Origin of the sequence: Gordonia sp. McavH-238-E, from assembly GCF_022348225.1 — a bacterium.
GTDB classification, from domain to species: Bacteria; Actinomycetota; Actinomycetes; order Mycobacteriales; family Mycobacteriaceae; genus Gordonia; species Gordonia terrae.
Genome location: NZ_JAKRFE010000004.1, coordinates 98,475 through 123,583 on the forward strand (window position 1 = coordinate 98,475; position 25,109 = coordinate 123,583).

The following is a 25,109-nucleotide window of genomic DNA, read 5'->3' on the forward strand; positions in this document are numbered from 1 at the left end:
GACGACCGGACGGTCGCCGGATCGGCTCTCGCACATCGAACGGAGTTCCCCATGGCCCGCGCCCTGTTGTTTCGGCTGCTGTTGACGTTCGCGGTGAGTGTGCTCGCCTGCCTTCTGGTCTTCACCCCGGCCGCGGCAGCACCCACCACCGACACCCAACGGATCACGATCATCCTGACCTCCGACCAGCAGCACAACGGCGCCGTCGCCTGGACCGACGCGGACGGCCGACTGCGGACACAGTCCGATGTCCCACTTCTGCAACGGGATTCGGAGGGCAACTGGACGGCGTCCCTGGTGTACACGAGAGCCGCGGGCGATGTGCCGGTCGACGCCCTGTTCCAGTCCGGCGGTCGCCTCTCCCGATGCGAGATCCGGATCGACGGCGAGCACGTCGCCGACCACACCGCAGACGGCCCGCGCCCCACGAGCTCGTGTCGCACCGGTTGATCCCGGCGCTGTGCCCCCCGGCTCGATCCACTCCCGACCGCGTCGACGAGAGGAATGGCCGCCGCGGCCGTACGCTTGCTCTCGTCATGAGCACCAGAACAGAGCGGATCGAGCCGCCGGAGCGGCTGCGGGTCTTGGAGATCCGGCATGCGGAGTCCGAGCCGCCGGGCGCATACGGGCCCGCGTTGTACGACACCACCGAGACGACCACGCTACGGATCTGGCGCGAGTCCGTGTCGGTCGATCTGACGGGTTTCGACGCCATCGTCGTTCTGGGCGGCGCGATGGGCGTGGGTGACGCAGACCGTATCCCATGGATCGGCGACGAACTCGACCTGTTGCGTCGAGCCCGTGACCGGGGAATGCCCATCTGGGGCGTCTGCCTGGGTGCGCAGATGCTGGCCGCGGCGCTCGGCGGCGAGGTGTCCACCGCTGACGCACCGGAACTCGGCGTGCACCGCGTGATCCTGAACGACGCGGGTATGGCCGATCCGGTGTGGGGCGGCGCGGTCACGGCACCCACACCTCGCGAGATCGACACCGTGCAGTGGCATTTCGACACCTTCACCCTGCCGCCCGGGGCGACACTGCTCGCATCGTCGGAAACCTGCGTCGCTCAGCTGTTCCGCGTGGACAACTGCTACGGCGTGCAGTTCCACCTCGAGGCCGGCGGCGAGCTCGTCGGCGGCTGGCTGTCACATCCGGATTCGCGGTCCTCGGTGGTCGAGGTACTCGGCGAACCCGCCACCGATCGGTTCGCCGCCGACGCGGCGGCCACCGAGAGCGTGACCGCACCGATGGCGGATGCGGTGATGCGGCGATGGCTGCACGAGGTCGTCGGCAACGGGCGCTCCCGCTGGTAACGTGCGGCCGATGACCTCGACGTGGACTCGTCGTACCGCGTGCGCTCTCGTCGCCGTGCTCACCTTCGGGCTCGTGGGCCTGGTCGTCGGTACCGAGCCCGCGGTCGCCGTCCCGCTGCCGGCCCCGCCGCCACCGGCCATCACCACACCGGCCACCGATCACTGCCCACACAAGGTCGCGACGCCGCCCGCCGTCGACGAATCCGAGGTCGTCGCGCCCGGTTCGCCGACCCCCACTCCCCTGCCGGTTCCGTCGCCGGCCGTCGGCGGTGACGAACTCGCCGGCTGCGGCGTCGTCGCCGATCCCGCCGCGGAACCTGTTCCGCCGCGCCTGACCTCGGCCGGCTGGTTGATCGCCGACCTCGGGTCCGGGCGGGTCATCGCCGCCAAGGACCCCCACGGCCGTTACCGGCCGGCATCGACGATCAAGGTGCTGCTCGCCCTCGTCGTCCTCGACGAACTCGACCTCGCCGCACGCGTCGAACCGACCCCCGAGGACTGGACCGCCGAGGGCGACTCCTGCGGTATGGGGCCCGGGGGTGTCTACACCGTGCGCGATCTGCTCACGGGCCTGTTGCTGGTGTCGGGAAACGACTGCGCGCACGCCCTCGCGCGTCAACTCGGCGGCGTCGACGCGGCTCTGGAGAAGATGAACGATCGGGCGGCACTGCTCGGCGCGCAGGACACGCGAGCGGCGAGCCCGTCCGGCCTCGACGCCGCCGGGATGTCGTCGTCACCCTACGACCTGGCGCTGTTCTTCCGCGCCGCACTGGCCGAACCGACGTTCCGCGAGATGATCGCGCTGCGCACCTACCGCTTTCCGGGATATCCGCGGCGCCCCGACGTGCCGGGCGACAAGGATCACCCGGCCTACGACATGTACAGCACCAATCGCCTTCTCCTCGACGGGTATCCGGGGATCATCGGCGGCAAGACCGGTTACACCGACGACGCGCGCAAGACGTTCGTCGGAGCCGCCGAACGGGACGGCCGGACGGTGGTCATCGTGCAGATGTTCGGCCTGTCCGTCGACGGCGACCTGTATTGGGATCAGGCCGCGTCGATGTTCGACTACGGATTCCGGACCGACCCCACCATCTCCGTGGGCCACCTCGTCGAACCGTCGTCGCCGGAGCGGACGTCGTCACCGGACGGGGCGTCGTCGTCACCGCCCGACCCACAGACCGAGAAGCGAGCCACGGCAACGGGTTCCGATCGGGCGTCGTCCACTTCCGTCCAGGTTCTGATCGGACTCGTGGCCGCGCTCGTGGCGGTGATCCTGCTGCTGCTCGGCCTCCGACTCGCCGGCCGGCGCTGACACGCTGCACGAGATCCCGGCTCGGACCGGCCCGGACCGGGTGTCAGCGTCGCCGGAGGACTCCGACGAGCGCGGCGACTGCCGCGCCCACACCGGCGGCGGCCGCGAGCGCACCGGCCCGGGGCGCCGGGTTCACCTCGACGGTCGGCGAGATCACCACCGGCCGCCGGAGTTCCGCGTCGGGCTCCTCGACCACCTGATACGAGCTGTTGATGGGGTCGGTCGCACACCAGGCGGTGGCGTACAGCACGATCCGCGACGCCAGATACGCGAAGACGAAGACACCGAGGATCGGCCCGAACGCAACCCCGGCCGGGGAACTGAGGACCGACTGAAGGTACAGTCCACCAAGCGATTTCATCAGCTCGAAGGCGATCGCGATGATCAAGCCGGCCTTCATCGCGTGTGTCATGGGCAAGGGCACCAACGGAAGCCGCGCGAGCACGAAGGTGAAGAGCAGCCAGCTGGCGACGACGGACACGAGGATGGCGACCGCCCGCACCACGACCGGGGCCCACGACGCGTCGTCGAGTCCGACCCAGGAGAGCATCGTGGTGGTGAGGCCGCTGTTGCCGAGGGTCGTCAGCGCCATCGTCACAGCGAAGGCGATACCCAGCAACGCGAACGTGAGGAGGTCCCACACCTTCGACAGCACGGGGTTGCGGTCGACGCGGCCTCCGTACATCTCGGTGAAGGCCACCCGGACGCCGGAGATCCACCCGATCCCGGTGAACGCGGCACCGATCAGCCCGACGATCCCGACCGCGGCGCGCGAGGAGATCGCGGAGTCGATGACCTCACTGAGTTGCTCACCCATCTTGCCCGGCGCGGCTTCGACGATGGCCTTCTGCAGGTCCTCCAGCAACTGGGGCTGATTGGCGAGCACGAAGGCCGCCACCGAGAACACCACCATGATGATCGGGACGAGCGCGAGGATGCCGTTGAAACTGATGGCTGCGGCGTACACGTTGCCGCGCCGATCGTTGTAGCGCTCGACGGTCTGCACCAGATGCTCGACGGCGGGCCACTTCTCCCGCGCCGCCGCGAAGGCCGCCTTGGCCTTGTCGACGGTCGACTTCCCGGTGTCCACCGCCGACTTCGCAGTGTCCACCGGCGATTTCGCGGTGTCCACCGGTGATTTCGCCGGGTCTGGCGCGGAGGTCATGAATGGCCTTCCTGGTCGGAGCGCGGGGACCGGCCGTCCCTGTTCGGTCCCGGTACGGGCGTCCTGCGGGTCCGGTGTCACCGGCCAGGCGCCAGGAACCCCACCTTGTCATAGACAGATGCCAGCGTCTCGGAGGCAACGGTCCGAGCGCGGGCCGCGCCCCGGGCCAGGACGGCGTCGAGTTCGGCCGGGTCCGACAGGTATTCGTCGACGCGCCCCCGTAGCGGGGTCACGAACTCGGCGAGCACCTCCGCGGTGTCGACCTTCAGATCGCCGTAACCCTTGCCCTCGTACTTGGCGACCAGATCGTCGACGCCGACGCCGGACAACGCCGACTGGATGGTCAGGAGGTTGGAGACGCCCGGCTTCTCGGCGACATCGAACCGGATCTCCGATCCGGTGTCGGTGACGGCGGAGCGGATCTTCTTCGCCGAACGCTTGGGGTCGTCGAGCAGGTTGATCAGACCCTTGTCGGTCTCGGCGGACTTGCTCATCTTGGCGGTCGGGTTCTGCAGGTCGTAGATCTTGGCGAATTCGGAGACGATGTGCGCCTGCGGCACCTTGAGCACCTTGCCGAAGCGGGAGTTGAAGCGTTGCGCGAGATCGCGGGTGAGTTCGAGGTGCTGCCGCTGATCCTCCCCGACGGGCACCCGGTCGACTCCGAACGCCAGGATGTCGGCGGCCATCAGGATGGGATAGGTGAACAGGCCGACACCCGCCGCGTCGACGCCCTGCTTCGCCGACTTGTCCTTGAACTGGGTCATCCGGCTCGCCTCGCCGAAGCCGGTGATGCACGACAGGACCCACGTCAGCTGTGCGATCTCGGGGATGTGGGACTGGACGTAGATGGTGGAACGCTCGGGGTCCACGCCGACGGCGAGCAACTGGGCAACGCTCAGACGGGTGCGGTCGGCCAGGACCTTCGGCTCGAACGGCACGGTCAGCGCGTGCATGTCGGGGATGAAGTAGAACGCGTCGAAATCGTCCTGCAACGCCACCCACTGCCGGACGGCGCCGAGATAGTTCCCGAGGTGGAAGGAATCGCTGGTCGGCTGGATGCCCGACAGCACACGCGGGCGGGTCGGCACCGCACCGGCCGACGGGTCTCCGGTGCGCTCTGCGTCGCTGGTCATGACGCCCAGTTTGTCAGATCCCGTCACTCGTACCGCACGGTGACCGGCGCATGGTCGGACCAGCGGAGGTCGTATGCCGCGGCACGTGCGACCTCGGCCTTGGTCGCGCGGCCGGCCAGCATCTTGTTGGTGAGCTGGTAGTCGATACGCCACCCGGAGTCGTTGTCGAAGGCTTTTCCGCGCCACGACCACCAGGAGTAGGGACCGGCGTCGTCGGGGAACAGCTCGCGCATGACGTCGCGCCACCCGGCCGCCAGCAGATCGGCCACCCACGCACGCTCATGTGGCAGGAAACCGGGGCTCTTCAGATTGCCCTTCCAGTTCTTGATGTCCGCCTCGGCGGGCGCGATGTTCCAGTCGCCACCGACGACGACATGCCGGCGACGACGGACGAGCCGGCCGAGATGGTCGCCGAACTCGGCCATGAACCGGACCTTCTCGTCATGTTTGGCGATGTCCTTCTCGGCGTCGGAGAGCGCGGCCCCCTTGGGGAGGTACAGGCTCGCGGCGGTCAACGGCCCCAGATCGGTGTCGAGGTCGACCTCGACATAGCGCCCGAGTTCGTCGAACTCGGCGCTCCCGAACCCGACCCGCACCGCGGCGGGCTCCCCCCGGGTGAGCACGCCGACGCCCGCGTGGCCCTTCACGGCCGACTCGCTCATCGTGAGATGCCAGCCCTCGGCCAACGCCGGCGCCAGGGCGTCGCGGGCGAGTTCCGCACTGGCCCGGACCTCCTGCAGCAGGACCACGTCCAACCCGGACCCTTCCAGTCCGGCCTGATCGAGCCAGGGCAGGAAGCCGCGGTTGGCCTCCGACCGATGTTTCACCGCTGCGCGGATTCCGTTGACGTTCACCGTGGAGATCGTGAGTGGCACGGGGCCACATCCTACGGACCGGGTCGGACAGCCCCGGCCGGCCGTGGCCGCGGCGCACACGGCCAGATAGAGGTAAGGCAACCCTTGTGCGGACACCCTAAGATATGTAAGCATTGCCTAATCCAGGCACGAAGGTGAGTCCGAAGATGTTCGTTTGCATATGCCGCGCCGTGACGGTCGACGAGGTCCACGCACACTGCGACGCAGGTGCGTACACCGTCGATGCGATCAGCGACCGATGCGGCGCGGGCGAAGGCTGCGGAACCTGCCTGGACCAACTGCACGACATCCTGAGCGAAAGGGCGTCAACCGCGACGACCGCTGCATGACCTGACAGCCGACCCGACGAACCTCGCGCGACACGACGCGCGGGGGGTTTTGTCGTGTTACGGTTCGACCGGACATTCACGGCGAACCGGAGGCTGACACATGCGTGGCGACGACGAGGTCATCGAACTGCTCAACGAACAGCTCACCAGTGAGCTCACGGCGATCAACCAGTACTTCCTGCATGCGAAGATGCAGCAGAGCTGGGGGCTGACCGAGATCGCGGCCAAGACCCGGGCCGAGTCGATCGAAGAGATGACGCACGCCGAGATCCTGACCGATCGAATCCTGTTCCTCGATGCCCTCCCCAACTACCAGCGCCTGCTGCCGCTGCGCATCGGACAGTCGATCCGCGAGCAGTTCGAATCGGACATGGCGATCGAGGTCGAGGTCGTGGAACGACTCCGCCCCGGAATCGCGTTGTGCCGGTCCAAGGGTGACATCACGAGTGCGAACCTCCTGGAGCAGATCCTCGCCGACGAGGAAGAACACATCGACTACCTCGAAACCCAGCTCGAGCTGATCAACAAACTCGGCGAGCAGCTCTATCTCTCGAAGACCATCGCCACACCGCCGACCAACAGCTGACCCACGCGTTCGACGACGAGGGCCGACCGGAACTCTCCGGTCGGCCCTCGTCGTCGAACAGAGGACTTCGCTCGGTCAGGATCCGACCGGCCGGCGCCGCGACGTCGCAAGGGCCACCACGGTGACCGCGATGCCGGCCAGCGCGAGCAACACCCCGACGACCGACGGTGCGAGATACCCGTAGCCTGCGCTGACCACCACACCACCGAGCAGCGCGCCGGCCGCGTTGGCGATGTTGAGTGCCGAATGGTTCAACGCGGCGGCCAGGGTCTGCGCGTCAGCAGCCACATCCATCAGCCTGGTCTGCAGCGCGGGCAGCATCGCCGTACCGGTGAGCGCCACCATGTACGTGAGAAACAGCGCTGCCCAGGCATTCTCAGCCAGCACCGCGAACGCGCCGAGCGATAGGGCGCTGGCGGCGAGGCCACCGAGGATCGCCACCGACACGCTGCGGTCGGCGATGTAGCCGCCGACGAAGTTGCCGGTCACCATGCCCAGTCCGTACAGCATGAGCGCGAAGGGCACGACCGACACCGACAGCCCGGTGTCGGTGGTCAACGCCGAGTTCAGATACGTGTAGAACGCGAACATCCCGCCGAATCCGACGGTCCCGATGACGAGGGTGAACCAGACCTGGGACCGCTTGAGTGCACCGAGTTCGGTGAGCGGATCGGTGGTCTTCATCCCGGTGAGCGCCGGAAGGGCGCGCATCAGTGCGATGACGGTGGCGACCCCGATGACGACGACGATCGCGAACGCCGACCGCCAGCCGAAGGTCTCCCCGAGCCAGGCGGCGGCCGGCACGCCGAACACGTTGGCAACCGACAGACCGAGCATCACCTGCCCCACGGCCTTGGCGCGATTCCGCGGGCCCGCGAGGTGAGCGGCGACCAGCGCCGCGACGCCGAAGTAGGCGCCGTGCGGCAGACCGGCCACGAACCTCGCCACCAGCAGCAGCCCGTAGTCCGGCGCGAGAACCGTGGCCAGGTTGCCCACGGTGAACGCCACCATCAAACCGATGAGCAACGTGCGTCGAGACATCCTCGCGGTGAGCGCCGCGATCAGCGGAGCCCCCACCACCACACCCATCGCGTACGCCGAGATGACATGTCCGGCAGTCGGTTCGGACACTCCGAGCGAGCCGGCGATGTTGGGCAGCAGACCCATCGCGACGAACTCGGTCGTACCGATCCCGAAACCGCCGAGCGCGAGGGCGAGAATCGTCCAGCGACGTACCCGGCGGGACACGCCGACCGAGACGGCCCCCTCGGGACGGTGGACCTCCGGAGCGGCGAGCCGATCCGTCAGCGAGACGTCGGCCGGGGCATCGGTGGTGGAAAGAGCGTCAGACACGGTTGATGCCAACCGTGTCCGGGAGGCCCTGATTCCGGACACGGCGGTGAGTTCATTCACACCCCCCTGCCCGCGCGGTCATCGCATCGGCCGGGTCGCGGTCGGGCGCCGCGACCGTGCGCCCCGGATCAGCTGCCGGCCTCGGCGCCGCCGCCCCCGGACCCGTCTCCCGCCGGGGCCGTGTCGGCCGCCTCCGGGTCGTCTCCGGGCGGCTCGTCCCCCGCCGGTTCCTCCCCGGCCGGTTCCTCCCCGGCCGGTTCCTCCCCGGCCGGTTCTTCTCGGGACGGTTCGTCCCCGGACAGCTCGCCCGACGACGGATCGGTGGCGGCCGGGACCTCGTCGCGGACGGGCGCCGGGGCGGGATCCTCGTCGGGCGCCTCGACACCGCTCGCGTCGTCGGTGCCGGCGGGTCCCCCGGGAGTGTCGGCGGTCGGGTCGGCCGGGGCCGGTGGCGGCATCACCGAGTCGTCGGATCCGGTGGCCGGTTCGACCCGAACCGGTTCGATGGCGTCACCGGTTGCGGTCGCGAGCCTCGTGAACGTCGACGACCGCAGACTCGACGCATCCGCCGCGAGAACCGTGACGGTGCCGGCCTGTGGCGCCACCGGTCCGACGATCGTTCCCGCCCAGTACCGCACGAAGTTCACCGGGAGCAGGACGATGCTGCGGAGGCTCGCGGCAAGGGCGGTGGCTCCGTCGACGAATCTCGCCGGCGACAGCGTCAGGATCCCCTGCAGGATGTCCTCGAAGACGAACAGATCCGGCAGATAGGCGCCATATCCGAGCTTCGGCAGCGGTGGCAGGAGGTCCTGCACGAGCCGGATCACCGGCTGCAGGTTCGCGAGTTCGATGCCGTATGGCAGGTCGATCATCGGACGACCGGACAAGAAGTCCCCGATGTCACCGGAAAACCCCAGATCGCGTGCCCACCCCTGCACGAGTTCGGCGAATGCGGAATCGGCGGTGACCACGCACACCGCGGTCCCCGGATCGCAGCGAACGGTCCGCCCGTCGTTCCACGTCGATGTGCGCGGATTCCGATACATCTGGAACGGATAGAGGTTGTGCTTGGTGAAGTAGCCGAGCAGGCCGTCGATCGCGCCGATCGGGTCGTGGATCGGATCCGGCAGGTCACAGATGGGATCGCCATCGATGCAGACCGACACCACCCGGCCCTCGAGGTCTCCGAACCCGCCGTCGGTCTCGGACGCACCTCGTGCCCCTGCCATCGTCAGACCCGGGATGATCCCGATCAACGACAACTCGATACCGCGGCCGGTCTTGTCGCCGGAGCGGCGGGGATCCGCGTACAGCTCGCCGGAGATGTTCCCCGTCACGATGTCCACCAGAACCGGATTGCCCTGCTCGTCGAGCATGACGTCGCCGTTCTCGTCGGTCGCGACGACCTGCTCGACGTTGCGACCGTTCCCGATGTCGGCGAGTACGTCCCCGGCGACACGGGCACCCTGCGAATAGCCTGCGACCACGATGTCGGCGCCTGCTCCGCATCGTTGCTGATAGCCGGCGATCGCCGACGCCGTCGCGCTCCTGCCCTGTCCGGTGCTGTCGTCGTATCCGGCGGCACCGAGTGGCCAGAGCGTGGTCGGGTAGTCGACGTGGATCACGTCCTTGGGCGCGGCGAGATAGGGACTCCCCGGGTCGTCCTCGATGACCACCTCGCCGTTCTGCACCGTCGGCACCTTGCCGGTGTAGCGCTGCTTCACACCGACGAGATGGGCGCTCTCCGGGTCGTTGGTCCCGGCCACGATGATGACCGCGCCCGAGTCGCTGCATTCGGCGGCCGTCGCGGGAGGGGCCCCGGACAGGCTGAGAGCTGCCGCGACTGCCAGGGCGGTCAGAGCGGCGATCGTGAGCGAGGTCCGTCGGGTTCGGAGACGAGCGATCGCGGCCATGGGGCGCTCCTGTGCGAACCCGGACCACCCGATCGGAATCCTCCGACGCAGCCGGGGCTGGTCCGAACGCTAGATCCGCGACGGTGAAACCGACAGCACGCTGAGGGACGCTAACGACCGTGACCTGGCACTATGTATCTGACCACACGTGATTTCACTCGGTCGGAGGACAGCTCATGCCACCTTCGGACCGCGCTTGGAAAGTGTTGGACGCGGCCTGACCGGGACGGTTCTCCGGCACTCACATCCGTGTTATATCCTTGTCGCCAGGTCATGAGCATCAGCGTCAAGCCCCGGCTGGCTGATCGGCAACCCTCCAACCGCGGTGGGGTGCTCCGGGTGATGACCGGGTTGTGGGATCGCAGCGACGATCCCCGGCAAGCGCGGGTCCGAAGGTCGGACCCCAACAGGGTCGAGTTGGCCCTGCCGACCGTAGAAAGTGATCAATCGCCATGTCTGATGCCCCTGACGGCACTTCCGCCGACGGCACCTCCCCAGTGGACAACTGGAGCTTCGAGACCAAGCAGATCCACGCCGGACAGGCCGCCGATGCGGTGACGAACGCGCGGGCGCTGCCGATCTACCAGACGACGTCGTACGTCTTCAACGACACACAGCACGCCGCGAACCTCTTCGGGCTCGCCGAGCCGGGCAACATCTACACCCGCATCATGAATCCGACCCAGGATGCCGTCGAGCAGCGGATCGCCGCACTCGAGGGTGGCGTCGCCGCGCTGCTCGTGGCATCGGGCCAGGCCGCGGAGACCTACGCGATCCTCAACATCGTCGAGACCGGCGGCCACGTGGTGTCGAGCCCGCGCCTGTACGGCGGCACCTTCAATCTCTTCCATTACACGCTGCCGAAGCTGGGCGTCGAGGTCACGTTCGTCGACGATCCCGAGGATCCGGCGTCGTGGCAGGCCGCGGTCAAGGACAACACCCGCGCGTTCTTCGGTGAGTCGATCTCCAACCCCAACAACGAGATCCTGGACATCCCCGGCATCTCGGAGGTCGCCCACCGCAATGGCGTACCGCTGATCATCGACAACACGGTCGCCACGCCGTACCTGATCAATCCGCTTGCCCACGGGGCCGACATCGTCGTGCATTCGGCCACCAAGTACATCGGCGGACACGGCACCGCGATCGGTGGTGTCATCGTCGACGGCGGGACCTTCGACTGGCGTGTCCAGCGCGACGGGAAAGACCTGTTCCCCGGTTTCACCACCCCGGACCCCAGCTACCACGGCGCGGTCTTCGCCGACCTCGGGGCGCCCGCGTTCGCACTCAAGGCCCGCGTGCAGTGGCTGCGTGACACGGGTGCGGCCATCGCACCGTTCAACGCGTTCCTCCTTGCACAGGGGTTGGAGACCCTGAGCCTGCGCATCGAGCGCCATGTCGCCAACGCGCAGAAGGTCGCCGCCTTCCTCGAGGGCCACGGCCAGGTCGAGTCGGTGGCGTACGCCGGCCTGGAGTCCTCCCCCTGGTACAAGCGCGGCCAGGAACTGGCCCCCAAGGGTCAGGGCGCGATCATCGCCTTCGAGATCACCGGCGGCGTCGACGCCGGCAAGAGGTTCGTCGACGCGCTCAGCCTGCACAGCCACGTCGCCAACATCGGCGACGTGCGCTCGCTGGTGATCCACCCGGCCTCGACCACGCACAGTCAGTTGACCCCCGAGGAGCAACTCGCCGCGGGCGTGACCCCCGGACTGGTCCGACTGGCCGTGGGCATCGAGGGAATCGACGACATCCTGGCCGACCTCGAACAGGGATTCGCGGCGGCCAAGTGAAACAGGTGAGGCAGCTTTGTCGGTGAGTATCGACCTGAACGCGACAGCGTCTGATCAGCCCGATTGGGAGTCGGTCCCAGACGGGGAACTCGTCGGCATCCCGATCGGATCGCTGCCTCTCGACAGCGGAGCACGGATCGACGACGTCACCCTGGCGTTCCAGCGCTGGGGGACGTTGTCGCCGTCCCGCGACAACGTGATCCTCACTCTCCATGCGCTGACGGGTGACTCGCATGTCACCGGCCCCGCCGACGCCGACCACGACTCGGCCGGATGGTGGGACGGGTTGATCGGGCCCGGGCAGGCCATCGACACCGACGAATGGTGCGTCATCTCCGCCAACGTCCTCGGGGGATGCAAGGGGTCCACCGGCCCGGGTTCCATCGCCCCCGACGGCCGTCCGTGGGGTTCGCGTTTCCCGCAGATCACCGTCCTCGACCAGGTCCGCGCCGAGGTGGCACTCCTCGATCGCCTCGGAATCACCAGCGTCGGTGCGGTTCTCGGCGGGTCGATGGGTGGCGCGCGCGCCCTCGAGTGGGTCATCGAGTACCCCGACCGGGTGCGCAGTGCACTCGTCCTCGCCGTCGGCGCCCGCGCGACCGCGGACCAGATCGGTATCCAGTCCGCTCAGATCGCCGCGATCAAGGCCGACCCGGACTGGCGCGGTGGCGACTATCACGGCACTGGACGAACCCCGTTGCAGGGCATGGGAATCGCTCGTCGAATCGCCCATCTCATGTATCGCAGCGAGCCCGAGCTCGACAGCCGATTCGCGAACGACGCCCAGGGCGACGAGAATCCGCTGACCGGCGGGCGCTACGCGGTGCAGAGTTACCTCGACCATCAGGCGTCGAAGCTGATGTCGCGCTTCGACCCGGCGAGCTACGTCGTCCTCACCGAGGTCCTCAACCATCACGATGTCGGTCGCGGTCGCGGCGGAGTAGCCAAGGCGCTCAACGCATGCACCGTTCCGGTGATCGTCGGGGGAATCGACTCCGACCGCCTCTACCCGATCCGGCTCCAGGTCGAACTCGCCGAGGAGCTGGGCAACTGCGTCGGCGGCCTCCAGGTCGTCCACTCCGACACCGGTCACGACGGCTTCCTGACCGAGTTCGACGCCATCAGCGATCTGCTCAAGCGCACAGTCGAACTCGCGCGACGCGACGCCTGAGGGCGTCCCGATCCGGCCGTCGGCGACCTCTCGTCAGCGCGGCGCGGGAACCGTGGGCACCGGACTGCTGGGCTGAGGCGACGGCGGGATCTGCGGTGCCGACTCCCCGCCCCGATCAGCGGGCTGCCCTGAGTCGGGCACCGACGGCGCCTGGGTCGCCCCCTGGGCGCGCGTGCTGCTCGGCCGTGCCGAACCGGTGCGCGGAGACTCCGGCGTCGGCGTCGTATACGTCGGAGGCGGAGGCGTGGGCGCGGCGCTCGGCGGGAGGAAACCCGGCGGCAACAGTTCCGGCGGGATCGTCGGCGTCGATCCGGGCGGGAACGGCAACTCCGGCCACGGGAACGGCGACAGCGTGCGGGTGCTGGTGCTCGTCGACGGGCGGGTCGGCGGCAACTCCGTTGTCGCCCAGGCCGGCGGATCGTTCCAGCCGGTCTGCGGCATGGGCTGTTGGGTCGGGACAGGGGCCACGACGGTCGGCTCGACGGGCTCATCCGGAATCCGGGTGATCGGCTGCGAGGGGGGTCTCGGGGCGACCGGCGGGTCGCTGTCACTGGTCGCCGCGGCCGGTGGCACGCTGCTGCTGACCGAGGGCTGTGGATCAACGGCCGGACGATCCGCGAATGACGAGCTCACCGCGTAGATCGTCATGAGCGTGGCGGCGATGACGGCTCCGGCGACCGCGATGGGTGTCGCGGAGAGCCACTCACGTTGCGGTTTGCCGCCGATGAACGCCAGACGCGCTGCGCCCGAATAACTCTGGAGCGCAAGCAGGGCTGCGCCGGTGGCCACGACCAATTCCGGAGCGGTCGGACCGACAACTTCCAGATCATGCCCCGATGCGATCGTGCGCACCGCGGGAAGGTTGGCGAGGCCGCCGATGAAGATCACTGCGTCCGGCCGTACGCCGCGCGATCGTGCGGCGTCGATGTACCGGGTGAACACCTCTCTCGCGTCCCGGATCATCGGCTCGATCGCCTGCTCGACATGCGCCGCCGACAGCGTCACGCGCCCCGCGCCCGCCGAGACCGCCACCACGGACTCGGCCGCGGACGAAGTCCCGCCGTAGGAGATCTCTTCCTTCGCGGTCCGGCAGGCGCTGCGCAACTCGCTGCGATCGGCCCGGGTGCGGCCGGCTTCACCGAGGGCCGGGTTGTCCGCGGTCAGCTGGTCGACGATGGATCGGTCCAGGCGACGGCCGCTCAGAACCGTCGAGTGTTCGGGATTGCCGATCCGGCCCTCGCGGGGGTCGACGGTGTAGAGAGACATACCGGTGTCGCCGCAGTCGACGACGACCGCGGCGGTGAAGCGGTCGACCTCCCCGGTGTCGGCGAGGTAGGCCAGAACGGCCTCGTCCTCGCCGGCGAGGCGGACCTGGCGACGGGGGCCGCTGCCCCTCGAACGCAGTTGTCGGCGCTGACTGCCCGTGCGTGCGGCCACCCCGATGGGTCCCACCCTCGTCGCGGACTCGCGAGCCGCGGTCAGCATCACGTCGATCCCGGCGTTGACGCGGCCGGCGGCATCGAGACCGTCGGTGGGGTCGACGTCGATGACGCGCGAGTCGACCACACTGCGACCGAGATCGTCACGCGTCAGGAGGACGTAGTGGATCATGCCAGCACCTGCTGACACGCCCATGGACGTCACTTCGCTCACGGTGTCGTCGGTTGGTGATGCAGTGATACAAACTCCAGCGGTCGGTGCGTCTGCGGCAGGGCAGCGGAAAGTGCCTGGTCGAGCGGACGACTGGCCGTCAGGTCACGCTCAGGTCTCTATTGTAATCAATCCGTGCCCAAGGAGTCGATCGACGCCGCCAGCCACAGCATCACACCGCCGACCGTCGCCATCACCGTGACGTCGAACGTCTTACCCCTGACCTGCAGCAACCCGGCTTGCGACGACGGTATGAAGGCTCGCAGCACGGCGCCGACGAGCAGCGCCGCCCCGAAGACGAACGACCCACGCCGCCAGCGATCGAACATCACGAGCAGTGCCGCAACGAGCACACCCACCATCACCAGCAGATACGGGAGTTGGACGAGCATCTCTCGAAGGCGGGTGCGGTCGGCGGAAGCGCGGGTCCGGCCTTTCGGGCGGGAGTTGTCGACACCACGCGGCTGGGAGTGAGCGGACTCACTCGGGCGCTCGTCTCGGGTCACGCGTCGCCGCCACCCCCGGAGGCGAGCGTCTGCTCCGCGCGTTCGACGACGTTGACGAGCAGGAACGCTCGCGTCAGCGGTCCCACGCCGCCGGGGTTCGGTGACACGTGGCCGGCGACGTCCCAGACGTCGGGATGTACGTCGCCGACGAGACGACCCTCGTCGGTGCGGCTGACCCCCACGTCGACCACCGCGGCACCTCGCTTGACCATGTCCGCGGTGATGAGGTGCGGCACACCCGCGGCGGCGACCACGATGTCGGCGCGTTCGATCTCGGACGCGAGATCGGTGGTCCCGGTGTGGCACAGGGTGACCGTGGCGTTCTCGCTGCGGCGGGTGAGGAGCAGACCGATGGGCCTGCCGATGGTGACGCCGCGCCCGACGACGGTGACCCGGGCTCCGGCCAGCGGGACGTCGTAGCGGCGCAGCAGGTGGATGACGCCGCGCGGGGTGCAGGGCAGCGTCGATTCCTTGCCCAGGACCAGCCGCCCGAGGTTGATCGGGTGGAGTCCGTCGGCGTCCTTGAGCGGATCGATCCGCTCGAGCGCGGCGTTCTCGTCGAGGTGCCGGGGCAGCGGCAACTGCACGATGTAGCCGGTGCAGGCCGGGTCCGCGTTGAGTTCGTCGATCGCGGCGTTGAGTTGTTCGGTCGTGGCGTCGGCCGGGAGATCTTTGCGGATCGACGCGACACCGATGCGCGCGCAGTCGGCGTGCTTGCCTTTGACGTAGGAGTGCGAACCCGGGTCATCGCCGACCAGAACGGTTCCGAGACCAGGGGTGACACCCGCCAGCCGGAGCTTCTCCACCCGTTCGGCCAGATCAGCGAAGATCTCGTCGCGCGTGGTCTTCCCATCGAGTCGTATCGCGGTCACGCCGACATTCTTCCACTCGTGCCCGGGTAATCCGTCATCGACGGACGGATGGGTCCTGCACCACTAGGGTCGGGGTGGTGACCGTGGTACCCGTCGACGTCGACCTCGCCCGCGCGGCGATCACTCCCCATCTCCGACGCACGCCGACCCTGCGCACGGTCATCGACACCGTCGACGGCCCGGTCGACGTGGCCCTCAAACTCGAGTACACCCAGCTCGGCGGGTGTTTCAAACCGCGGGGCAGTCTGTGGGCGATCCTGCATGCCCGCGACCAGGGGATTCTGACCGACGCCGGTGTGCTCGTCGCCTCCGGCGGCAATGCCGCGATCGGCGCGACGGTCGCGGCGCGGATCGTCGGCGTCCCGGTCACCGTGGTCATCCCCGAGACGGCACCGCCGGTCAAGATCGACGCGCTGCGCGCCGCGGGTGCGCGGGTGCATCTCATCGGACGGCGCTACTCCGAGGCCGCCGATGCGGCCGAGGAGCTCGCAGACCAGACGGGCGCACTGGCGCTCCACGCCTACGATCTACCGGACATCGTCGCCGGCGCGGGCACGATCGGTCTCGAGCTCATCGACGACGTGCCCGGGCCACTCACGACCGTCGTCTGTGTCGGCGGTGGCGGACTGCTGGCCGGCCTCGCCGCGACGCTACGCCCGGGCGATCACCTCGTCGGCGTCGAACCGCTCGGTGCCTCGTGCCTACACCAGGCACTCGCCGCAGGGACGCCCGTGCCCGTCGAACTGGAGAGCGTGGCCGCCGACTCTCTCGGCGCGACCCGGGTCGGCGACCTGTGCTGGAATGCCGTCGCCGAGAACCCCGCCGTCCGCAGCATCATCGTGACCGACGACCAGATCATCGCGGCGCGACGGATGCTCTGGGACTCCCATCGCATCCTCGTCGAACACGGCACCGCCACGGCCGTCGCCGGTGTGACCTCGGGACAGATTCGGCCGCAACCGGATTCGACGCTGTGCATCGTGCTGTGCGGGGCCAACACCCCGTTGGCGGTGTGAGGGGCGGGATCGAGTGGGATCCGCGTCGTACGGCACCGACTACGCTGACACCATCATGTTCCGAATCATGTTCTACCAGCCGTGCATCCCGCCGAACACGGGCAATGCGATCCGGCTGGCCGCCAATACGGGGTGCGAACTCCACCTCATCGAACCGCTCGGTTTCTCCATGTCCGACGCGCAGGTGAAACGCGCGGGACTCGACTACCACGAGATGGCCAACGTCACGGTTCATCCCAACCTGGTGACCGCCTGGACGACGCTGAAGCCGGAGCGGGTGTTCGCGTTCACCGCCCACGCCGAGCGGTACCACACCGACGTCGACTACCGGCCCGGTGACGTGCTGCTGTTCGGCCCGGAACCGACCGGGTTGCCCGCGGAGGTCCTCGACGAACCCGAGGTCACCGACCGGGTGCGCATCCCCATGCTCGCCGGTCGTCGTTCCCACAACCTGGCCAACGCCGCGAGCATCGTGGTGTACGAGGCGTGGCGGCAGCACGGCTTTTCCGGTGCTGTCTAGGATCAGCCGACGCGATAGCGCTTGGTGCGTGCCGTGGCGCCGCCGATGAGCGCGATCCTGCTCTTCGGAACCCCGAGGTGAGCGGCGAGCAGTTCGGAGACCGCCTTGTTCGCCCGGCCCTCCGTTGCGGGTTCACGGACGTAGACGGTGATCGCGCCGTCGGGCCCCGTCTCGACCAACGGGCCCTTGCTGCTCTTCGGTTTGACGGTCACCACGACCTGTTGCGGCATCGACTCTTTCCCTGATTCTGCTCGAGCACTACTGCCAGTCCCTGGATCTGCTTCCCACCCGAAGATCCATGCGTTGCAGACGATCTGCGACGACGGTCACAGCACCTTCGGCGTTCTGCACCCGTCCGCGGACCAGCAGTGCGGGCGCCGTCTGGGCGAGTACACGGTACCGCGCCCACAGGCCGACCGAGCACACCACGTTGACCATCCCGGTCTCGTCCTCGAGGTTGATGAAGGTCACCCCGGACGCGGTGGCGGGTCGTTGGCGGTGGGTCACCGCACCACCGATCAGCACCCGCGAACCGTCGGGCACCGACAGCAGTCGGTCGGCGGCCAGCACGCCCATCGCGTCGAGCCGGGGGCGCAGGAACTGCGTCGGGTACGACGTGGGTGTGATCCCGGTGGCCCAGGCGTCGGTGGCCGCGAGTTCGACGTCGGACAGTCCCGGGAGTGTGGGGGTCGCCTGCGCCGACTCCAGGGCCAACTGATCATCACGCACCGTCGCGGCGGCCCCCGCCTCCCACAGGGCCTGGCGCCGGCTGAGGCCGAACCCGTCGAAGGCGCCGGCGCCGGCGAGTCCCTCGAGTTCCTTGGTCGTCAGCCCGGCCCGGCGAGAGAGATCGGTGATGTCGAGGTACGGGCCGTCGGACCGCCGTTCGACGATGCGCTGCGCCGCCTCCTCCCCGACCCCGCGCACCCCGTCGAGACCCAACCGGACGTCGAGACCCTCGTTCTCCAGGGTGGCGTGCGCGAGTGAGGCATTGATGTCGGGACGATGGATCGCGACGCCGTGCCGCCGGGCGTCGGCAACCAGGGTCTGCGGCGAATAGAAGCCCATCGGCTGAGCCCGCAGCAATGCGGCGCAGAATGCCGCCGGATGATGCAGCTTGAACCACGACGAGTAGAACACCAGTGACGCGAAACTCTGCGAATGACTCTCCGGGAAACCGAAATTGGCGAACGCTGCCATCTTCTCGAAGATGCGGTCGGCGATGTCCCCGGTGATGCCGTGCAGGTTCTCCATCCCCTCGTAGAAGCGTTGCCGCAGACGCTCCATCTTCTCCGGCGACCGTTTGGATCCCATCGCCCGGCGCAGCTGATCTGCCTCGGAGGCGTCGAAGCCGGCCACGTCGACGGCCAGCTGCATCAGCTGTTCCTGGAACAGCGGCACTCCCAGGGTGCGTTCGAGCGCCTTGCTCATCGACGGATGCTCGACCGTCACCGGCTCCTCCCCGTTGCGCCGCTTGATGAACGGATGCACCGAGCCGCCCTGGATGGGGCCGGGACGGATCAGTGCCACCTCGACGACGAGGTCGTAGAAGCAGCGCGGCTTCAACCGCGGGAGCGTGGCCATCTGCGCACGTGACTCCACCTGGAACACGCCGACCGAGTCTGCGCGACAGAGCATCTCGTACACTGCCGGTTCACCGAGGTCGAGGGTGGCCAGGTCGACGTCGATCCCCTTGTGTTCGGCGACCAGATCGATCGCGTAGTGCAGCGCGGAGAGCATGCCGAGGCCCAGCATGTCGAACTTGACCAGCCCGATGGCGGCGCAGTCGTCCTTGTCCCACTGCAGGACGCTGCGGTTCTCCATCCGCGCCCACTCCGTGGGGCAGACATCGGCGATCGGCCGGTCGCAGATCACCATGCCGCCGGAGTGGATACCCAGATGCCGTGGCATCCCGAGGATCTCGCCGGCCAGCTCGGCGACGTCGGTCGGTGCCGTGTCGGGCATCTTGGCCCAGGCGTCCTGCTGGCCCGGCGCATAGCCGAGCGCCCGGGCCATGTCCCGGATCGCCGACTTCCCTCGGTAGGTGATGACGTTGGCGACCTGCGCGCTGCGCTCCCGGGTGTAGCGGCGGTAGACGTACTGGATGGCCTCCTCGCGTCGGTCGGATTCGATGTCGATGTCGATGTCGGGCGGCCCGTCGCGCTCGGGGGCCAGGAACCGTTCGAAGAGCAGCGTGTTGGCGACCGGGTCGACGTTGGTGATGCCGAGGGCGTAGCAGACGGCCGAGTTGGCCGCGCTCCCCCGACCCTGGCACAGGATGTCGTTGTCCTTGCAGTAGTCGACGATGTCGGCGACGACGAGGAAGTAACCGGGGAACGTGAGCGTCTCGATGATGGCGAGTTCGTGCTCGATCTGCCGGTAGGCCTGCGGATGTTCGGCCGGGGTGCCGTAGCGACGGCGTGCCCGGGTCATGGTGAGTTCGCGCAGCCAGCTCGCCTCGGTGTGACCGTCAGGAACGTCGAACGGCGGCAACTGCGGCGCGATGAGGCCCAGATGGAATGCGCAGTCCGCGGCGATGCCCACCGCGTTGTCGATGGCATCGGGATGCGCGGGCAGCAGGCGGGCCATCTCGTCACCGCTGCGCAGGTGCGCTCCGGCGACCCCGGGCATCCACCCCGAGATGGTGTCGATGTCGGTGCGGGCCCGAACGGCGGCCATCGCCATCGCCAGCCGCCGGCGTCGCGGCGCGGCGAAATGGGCGCCGGTGGTGGCGACGGTCGGCACGCCCGCACCGGCGGCGAGGCCGGCGAGCACCGCATTGCGTTCGTCGTCATCGGCCATGCCCTGCGCGGTCAGCTCGACGACGACGTTGCCGTGGCCGTAGGTCTCGATCAGTTCCCGCAGCGCCTGCTCGGCGGCCGGGATGCCGCCGCGATCGAGGGCGCGTCGCAGAGCACCCTTCCGGCACCCGGTGAGGATGAGCCAGTGCCCGCCACCGGCACCGGCCAGGGTGTCGCGGTCGTAGCGGAGCAGCCCCTTCTCCCCGGCGACCATGTGCGCGGCGGCGATGGTCCGGGACAGGCGCCGATAGCCCTCACCGTCCCGGGCGAGGACCAGCAGATGCTCTCCCGGCGGATCGTTCTGACCCGTCCGAGCGACGTCGGGCTCCAGCGACAACTCGGCGCCGAAGACGGTCGGCATCTCGAACTCGCGGGCCGCCTCGGCGAAGCGCACGATGCCGTAGAACCCGTCGTGATCTGTGACGGCCAGGGCGCGGAGACCGAGTCGTTGCGCCTCCTCGACCAGCTCTTCCGGCATCGACGCACCGTCGAGGAAGCTGTACGAACTGTGCGCGTGGAGTTCGGCGTAGGACACCGCCGAGGAACCACGGGAGATGTCCTCGGCCTGATAGGCGCCGCGCTTGCGCGACCACGCCGGACTGTCACCCCCGTCGCCGGGAAACGGTGCCCATTCGCTGAGATCCGGGCCGAATTCGGTGCCTGGCCGGTCGGCGTTCCCGGGCGCTCGGCCCGCGAGCACCCGCTCCATCTCCGACCATGTCGGAGGCCCTTGATCCCAGCCCACTCACAGAGTTTATCGAACATGAGTTCGATACGACAGCGGGACTGCCGCCCCCGTCGATCAGCTGTTGTTGACCCGGCCACGCTCGACGATGCCGGACCGACGGTCGGCCACCCGAGCAGGGTCGAAACCCGCCATCCATTCCACCGAGGTGGAGTGCTCCGCATCGAGCGCCGGACCGACGAGATGATCCTCGGCACGCCGGTACGAGTCGAGCATGGTCCGCACCGCGAGCTGGTCACTCCCGGCGATGGACACCGCGAGGTCCATCGCCGAGGCCATCAGCTGATCATGGGCCACCACCTCGGTCACCAAACCGACCCGCAGCGCCGTCTGGGCATCGACGAACTCCCCGGACAAGCTCATGCGGCGCGCGAAACCCCGGCCGACCGCCTCCGGCAATCGGGATGTCAGCCCCCAGCCCGGCAACACCCCGACCCGTGAATGGGTGTCGACGAAGCGAGCCCGTTCGGACGCGATCAGTACATCGCACGCGAGGGCGAACTCCAGACCACCGGTGGCCGCAACGCCGTTGACGGCGCCGATGATCGGCTTCGAGATGGGGCGCCACGGATGCCCGACGGGCACGTCCGCATGATCGAGCAGTCGAGCACTCTCGGTCGACGAGCCCAACTCGGTCAGATCCAGGCCGGCGCAGAATGCCGAGCCGGCGCCGGTGAGGATGACGACGTCGACGTCGTCGGCATGATCCGCGTTCGCCAACTCGGTTCGGAGAGCGTCGATCAGGCCGGAACTGAGCGCATTCCGGACCTCCGGACGGTTGAGGACGAGCGTCCGCACTCTTCCGGATTGCTCGATCAACAGAGGCGGTTCGACCGGCGTGGACGTCTGATCACTGCTCATGCGCTGCCTTTCGGTTCGTCGCCTGCGCGTGGCGCCGGGGTCAACCCGCCGACGGCGGACGCTCGGCGAGCCCGAGCCGCAGGTGTTCACTGTGGTAGACGGCCTCGTCGAGCAGTTGGGCCACATGACTGTCGTACAGGCTGTAACTGATCGACCGGCCCGATCGCGTGCCGGTGACCAGTCCGAGATTCCGGAGCAACCGGAGCTGATGGGAGACCGCGGACTGCTCCATGCCCACGGCGTCGGCGAGATCGGTGACCGAACGCGGACCGGAGCGCAACGCGGTGAGGATCAGCAATCGGCTCGGGGTCGCGAGCGCCTGCAGCGTGGTGGCGACATGCACAGCCGACTCCGGGTCGAGCCGCGCAGCCGGCCGCATCCCCTCGTCGATGCCGTGTCCCATGCAGCGAGATGCTACCGGTTGCCCTTCACATGAATATCTCTTCATATGAACTGTTACTGTCAGGATCTGGTTGGTGGCGGCAGACGGGAGACACGATGGGCGCGACGAGAGCGACCGACACGACGGGACGCGCGGCACCTGACGATGCACCGGGACAGCGAGCCGAACGCGGGAGCGTCGTCCCGCCGTCGTTGGTCCGGACCGGACTCCGCCTGCCCGAGGTGCGCCGAGCGGGTATCGCGCTGGCTCTGTTCCTCGCGGGGTGGTTGCTCCAACTCGGCAACGCGCCCGAATGGTCGTGGTGGACCGTGTTTCTCGCGTGCTACCTGAGCGGCGGGTGGGAACCGACCCGGTCCGGCCTGCAGGAACTCCGGCAGCGACGACTCGACGTCGATCTGCTGATGATCGTCGCCGCCATCGCGGCCGCGTCGATCGGACAGGTCGTCGACGGCGCGCTGCTGATCGTGATCTTCGCGACCTCGGGCGCACTGGAGGTCGTCGTCACCCAGCGCACCGCCGACTCGGTGACCGCGCTGCTCGGGCTGGCCCCCGAGCGGGCCACCCGCCACGCAGCCGACGGCACGACACACGAGATCGACTGTCGCGACCTCGACGTGGGACAACAGATCCTCGTCCGACCCGGTGAACGGATCGGCGCCGACGGAGTGGTCGTCCGCGGCCGGAGCGAGGTCGACCAGCAGGCGGTGACCGGCGAGTCGGTACCCATCGTGCGCGAGGCCGGTGACGAGGTGCTCTCCGGCACCGTCAACGGCACCGGCGCCTTGATCGTCGAAGTATCACGTCCGGCGTCGGAGTCGGTGATCGCGCGCATCGCGACACTCGTCGCCGAGGCCTCCGAGACGAAGGCGCCGACCCAGCTCTTCATCGAGAAGGTCGAGCAGGCATACTCCGCCATCGTCGTGGTCGCCACACTTCTGGTGCTGGGCATCCCGATGCTGTTGTCCGACAGCGCCTTCGATGAGTCCCTGCGCCGAGCCATCGTGTTCATGATCGTGGCCTCACCCTGCGCTGTCGTCCTGTCGACGATGCCGCCGCTGCTGGCGTCGATCGCCAACGCCGGCCGCCACGGCGTCCTGGTCAAGTCCGCCGCGGCGATGGAGTCGGTCGGACGGACCTCCGTCGTCGCCTTCGACAAAACCGGCACCCTGACGGAGGGGCGGCCCCAGGTCGTCGATGTGACGGCGCTCGATGGTCGCGAGCCGTCGGACGTACTGGCACTCGCCGCAGCGGTCGAGCACCCCAGCGAACACCCGCTGGGTCGCGCGGTCGTGACGGCCGCGGCCGACCGCGGGCTGGATGTTCAACCGGTCGACGACTTCCGGGCACTTCCCGGGCGCGGCGTCACCGGCACGGTCGGTGGACGCCGGATCACCGTCGAGCGCACGCTCGCCGCCTCGACCGGCACCGTGGTCGGCGTGCTCGTCGACGACGTGGAGATCGGTCGGGTCGAGCTCGTCGACCGTCTCCGGGACGATGCGGCCGACGCGGTACGTCTGATCGGCGACGTCACGTCGGGTCCGGTCCTCCTGCTGACCGGCGACCGCCCGTCGGTCGCGGCCGACGTCGCCGCCCGGACCGGCATCGACGAGGTGTACGCCGACCTCCTGCCGGAAGACAAGGTCCGGGTCGTCGGCGAGGCGGGCGGGCACGTGCTGGTGGTCGGCGACGGGATCAACGACGCACCGGCGCTCATCGCAGCCGGGACCGGCGTCGCGATGGGGCGCCGTGGGGCTGATCTCGCAGTTCAGACGGCCGACGCGATCATCGTCCGCGACGATCTCACCGCGGTCGCCGCACTGATCCGGTTGTCACGCCTCGCCCGTCGCTACGTGATCGCCAACCTCTGCATCGCGGCGACCGTGATCGTCGCGCTCGTGACCTGGGACCTGATCGGAACCCTGCCTCTCCCCCTGGCCGTGGCCGGTCACGAGGGTTCCACCGTTCTGGTCGCCCTCAACGGCGCACGTCTGCTCCGGAGTTCTGCGTGGTCGGGGTCTCGGGGTGCACAGTCGGCGTAATCGGACGCACAGTCGACGGTTTCGGGCGCACAGTCGAGTTCGCGGCGCTGACGCCGTCGTCGCGCCGGGCTTCGGTGATCGCCCAGATCGCGAGACCGAGACCCAGGATGATCCCGTGCGCGATGCGCACCGGCCCCGGCGCGAAGAACTGCGGAAGAAAGAGCAGGAGCCCGATCGCGGTCATCCGGACACCCCACCGTTGCGGCGACGCAGCCCGGCCGTCGTCCCGCACGAGCCGAACCGCCACCCACCCCAGCAGCACCCATCCGGCGACAAAGGTCACGAGCAGGACCGGCGACATCCGGAAATCGTCGGCAACCGCCATCGCGGCCGGATCACCACCCGAGGTGACCCACTGACCGACGTCGTTGAGCGCGAACGTCTCCGCGCCGTAGTACGGGAGGAGCAGACAGGTCGCGAGCCAGGCGAGCAGTTCGGTCGACCGTCGTCGCGGATCGTCGGCTCCCCGGCGCAGAGCGATGGCCAGGGCGACGAATCCGATCATCGCCGCCACATGTGCGGCGACCCAGCTCGGGGAGCCGAGATGCCGGGCGCCGGCGACTCCGACCTCCGGGCCGAAACCACGCAGCAACGGATACAGCAGGAAGGAGAGCGCTGCGAGACCGAAGTAGTGCGGAGCTAGGGGGCAGTGCGAGGCGAGAAGCGGGGTACATGAGCCAGTCCGTTTCAATTCGTGAGCAGTGCTCTCACTATTAGAGAGCACTGCTCACGAATGGTCAACACCGGCGA

Annotated in this window: 23 protein-coding genes and 1 riboswitch; of the genes, 10 read left to right on the top strand and 13 right to left on the bottom strand. The window is 68.6% G+C overall.

Translation table 11 applies throughout. The features are described 5' to 3' along the window. The first annotated feature begins 51 nt into the window (after positions 1 to 51). From MHN80_RS06805 to MHN80_RS06815, 3 genes are all read left to right on the top strand, one after another. The gene (locus MHN80_RS06805) at positions 52 to 450 is read left to right on the top strand and encodes a hypothetical protein (protein WP_239400467.1); all 399 of its coding nucleotides are present in this window, start codon (positions 52 to 54) and stop codon (positions 448 to 450) included. An 86-nt stretch (positions 451 to 536) separates the two neighbouring features. Beyond that, the gene (locus MHN80_RS06810; protein ID WP_239400469.1) at positions 537 to 1,313 is read left to right on the top strand and encodes a type 1 glutamine amidotransferase; all 777 of its coding nucleotides are present in this window, start codon (positions 537 to 539) and stop codon (positions 1,311 to 1,313) included. Between the two features lie 10 nt (positions 1,314 to 1,323). Further along, complete coding sequence (locus MHN80_RS06815; RefSeq protein WP_239400471.1) at positions 1,324 to 2,631, top strand: D-alanyl-D-alanine carboxypeptidase family protein; 1,308 nt, start codon at positions 1,324 to 1,326, stop codon at positions 2,629 to 2,631. A 43-nt stretch (positions 2,632 to 2,674) separates the two neighbouring features. Here MHN80_RS06815 and MHN80_RS06820 read toward each other — a convergent pair whose 3' ends face one another. The 3 genes from MHN80_RS06820 to MHN80_RS06830 form a co-directional block, all read right to left on the bottom strand. Beyond that, a complete protein-coding gene (locus tag MHN80_RS06820) occupies positions 2,675 to 3,796 on the bottom strand; it encodes a YhjD/YihY/BrkB family envelope integrity protein (RefSeq protein ID WP_239400473.1) in 1,122 nt (373 codons plus the stop codon). Between the two features lie 77 nt (positions 3,797 to 3,873). After that, entirely contained in the window at positions 3,874 to 4,929 is a 1,056-nt protein-coding gene (gene trpS, locus MHN80_RS06825; protein WP_033203737.1) for a tryptophan--tRNA ligase, read from the bottom strand. Positions 4,930 to 4,952: 23 nt separating this feature from the next. Beyond that, positions 4,953 to 5,804 carry an exodeoxyribonuclease III gene (locus tag MHN80_RS06830; protein ID WP_101819086.1) on the bottom strand — a complete coding sequence of 284 codons (852 nt, stop codon included), beginning with the start codon at positions 5,802 to 5,804 and terminating at the stop codon, positions 4,953 to 4,955. A gap of 146 nt (positions 5,805 to 5,950) precedes the next feature. Here MHN80_RS06830 and MHN80_RS06835 point away from each other — a divergent pair, with 146 nt between their 5' ends. After that, positions 5,951 to 6,133, top strand: coding sequence for a bacterioferritin-associated ferredoxin (locus MHN80_RS06835; protein WP_010841902.1), 183 nt, complete (start codon positions 5,951 to 5,953; stop codon positions 6,131 to 6,133). A gap of 100 nt (positions 6,134 to 6,233) precedes the next feature. Further along, entirely contained in the window at positions 6,234 to 6,719 is a 486-nt protein-coding gene (gene bfr, locus MHN80_RS06840; protein ID WP_004021693.1) for a bacterioferritin, read from the top strand. Positions 6,720 to 6,794: 75 nt separating this feature from the next. Here bfr and MHN80_RS06845 read toward each other — a convergent pair whose 3' ends face one another. Then, the gene (locus MHN80_RS06845) at positions 6,795 to 8,072 is read right to left on the bottom strand and encodes an MFS transporter (RefSeq protein ID WP_101819266.1); all 1,278 of its coding nucleotides are present in this window, start codon (positions 8,070 to 8,072) and stop codon (positions 6,795 to 6,797) included. A gap of 128 nt (positions 8,073 to 8,200) precedes the next feature. Next, positions 8,201 to 9,985, bottom strand: a complete 1,785-nt coding sequence (locus MHN80_RS06850; protein ID WP_239400475.1) for a cutinase family protein — start codon at positions 9,983 to 9,985, stop codon at positions 8,201 to 8,203. A gap of 269 nt (positions 9,986 to 10,254) precedes the next feature. Next, positions 10,255 to 10,375: riboswitch (SAM riboswitch) on the top strand. Positions 10,376 to 10,437: 62 nt separating this feature from the next. On the opposite strand from MHN80_RS06850, the gene MHN80_RS06855 reads away from it, so the two are divergent. Both MHN80_RS06855 and MHN80_RS06860 read left to right on the top strand, forming a co-directional pair. Beyond that, a complete protein-coding gene (locus MHN80_RS06855; RefSeq protein WP_004021696.1) occupies positions 10,438 to 11,775 on the top strand; it encodes a bifunctional o-acetylhomoserine/o-acetylserine sulfhydrylase in 1,338 nt (445 codons plus the stop codon). Between the two features lie 16 nt (positions 11,776 to 11,791). Then, positions 11,792 to 12,946, top strand: coding sequence for a homoserine O-acetyltransferase (locus MHN80_RS06860; RefSeq protein ID WP_239400477.1), 1,155 nt, complete (start codon positions 11,792 to 11,794; stop codon positions 12,944 to 12,946). 33 nt (positions 12,947 to 12,979) lie between these two features. Here MHN80_RS06860 and MHN80_RS06865 read toward each other — a convergent pair whose 3' ends face one another. From MHN80_RS06865 to MHN80_RS06875, 3 genes are all read right to left on the bottom strand, one after another. After that, positions 12,980 to 14,557 carry an Hsp70 family protein gene (locus MHN80_RS06865; protein ID WP_239400479.1) on the bottom strand — a complete coding sequence of 526 codons (1,578 nt, stop codon included), beginning with the start codon at positions 14,555 to 14,557 and terminating at the stop codon, positions 12,980 to 12,982. A 167-nt stretch (positions 14,558 to 14,724) separates the two neighbouring features. Then, the gene (locus MHN80_RS06870) at positions 14,725 to 14,988 is read right to left on the bottom strand and encodes a DUF3017 domain-containing protein (RefSeq protein WP_004021699.1); all 264 of its coding nucleotides are present in this window, start codon (positions 14,986 to 14,988) and stop codon (positions 14,725 to 14,727) included. Positions 14,989 to 15,098: 110 nt separating this feature from the next. Further along, a complete protein-coding gene (locus tag MHN80_RS06875) occupies positions 15,099 to 15,974 on the bottom strand; it encodes a bifunctional methylenetetrahydrofolate dehydrogenase/methenyltetrahydrofolate cyclohydrolase (protein ID WP_239400481.1) in 876 nt (291 codons plus the stop codon). 74 nt (positions 15,975 to 16,048) lie between these two features. Between MHN80_RS06875 and MHN80_RS06880 the strand changes: the two genes are divergently transcribed. Both MHN80_RS06880 and MHN80_RS06885 read left to right on the top strand, forming a co-directional pair. Next, positions 16,049 to 16,990, top strand: a complete 942-nt coding sequence (locus tag MHN80_RS06880; protein ID WP_239400483.1) for a serine/threonine dehydratase — start codon at positions 16,049 to 16,051, stop codon at positions 16,988 to 16,990. A gap of 55 nt (positions 16,991 to 17,045) precedes the next feature. Beyond that, positions 17,046 to 17,510, top strand: coding sequence for a tRNA (cytidine(34)-2'-O)-methyltransferase (locus tag MHN80_RS06885; RefSeq protein ID WP_033203743.1), 465 nt, complete (start codon positions 17,046 to 17,048; stop codon positions 17,508 to 17,510). Positions 17,511 to 17,512: 2 nt separating this feature from the next. On the opposite strand, the gene MHN80_RS06890 is transcribed toward MHN80_RS06885, so the two are convergent. From MHN80_RS06890 to MHN80_RS06905, 4 genes are read right to left on the bottom strand one after another with little or no spacing between them, the layout of a single operon-like run. Beyond that, a complete protein-coding gene (locus tag MHN80_RS06890; protein ID WP_101819092.1) occupies positions 17,513 to 17,740 on the bottom strand; it encodes a DUF167 domain-containing protein in 228 nt (75 codons plus the stop codon). Positions 17,741 to 17,768: 28 nt separating this feature from the next. After that, positions 17,769 to 21,056: an error-prone DNA polymerase gene (locus tag MHN80_RS06895; protein ID WP_239400485.1), complete on the bottom strand. Its 3,288-nt coding sequence runs from the start codon at positions 21,054 to 21,056 to the stop codon at positions 17,769 to 17,771. A 57-nt stretch (positions 21,057 to 21,113) separates the two neighbouring features. Further along, complete coding sequence (locus MHN80_RS06900; protein WP_239400487.1) at positions 21,114 to 21,917, bottom strand: enoyl-CoA hydratase; 804 nt, start codon at positions 21,915 to 21,917, stop codon at positions 21,114 to 21,116. A gap of 40 nt (positions 21,918 to 21,957) precedes the next feature. Further along, a complete protein-coding gene (locus MHN80_RS06905) occupies positions 21,958 to 22,320 on the bottom strand; it encodes a metalloregulator ArsR/SmtB family transcription factor (protein ID WP_004021707.1) in 363 nt (120 codons plus the stop codon). A gap of 95 nt (positions 22,321 to 22,415) precedes the next feature. On the opposite strand from MHN80_RS06905, the gene MHN80_RS06910 reads away from it, so the two are divergent. Continuing rightward, the gene (locus MHN80_RS06910; protein WP_239400489.1) at positions 22,416 to 24,359 is read left to right on the top strand and encodes a heavy metal translocating P-type ATPase; all 1,944 of its coding nucleotides are present in this window, start codon (positions 22,416 to 22,418) and stop codon (positions 24,357 to 24,359) included. On the opposite strand, the gene MHN80_RS06915 is transcribed toward MHN80_RS06910, so the two are convergent. Next, positions 24,295 to 25,050, bottom strand: coding sequence for a hypothetical protein (locus MHN80_RS06915; RefSeq protein ID WP_239400491.1), 756 nt, complete (start codon positions 25,048 to 25,050; stop codon positions 24,295 to 24,297). The two genes, MHN80_RS06910 and MHN80_RS06915, sit on opposite strands and share 65 nt — an antisense overlap. Positions 25,051 to 25,109: the final 59 nt, after the last annotated feature.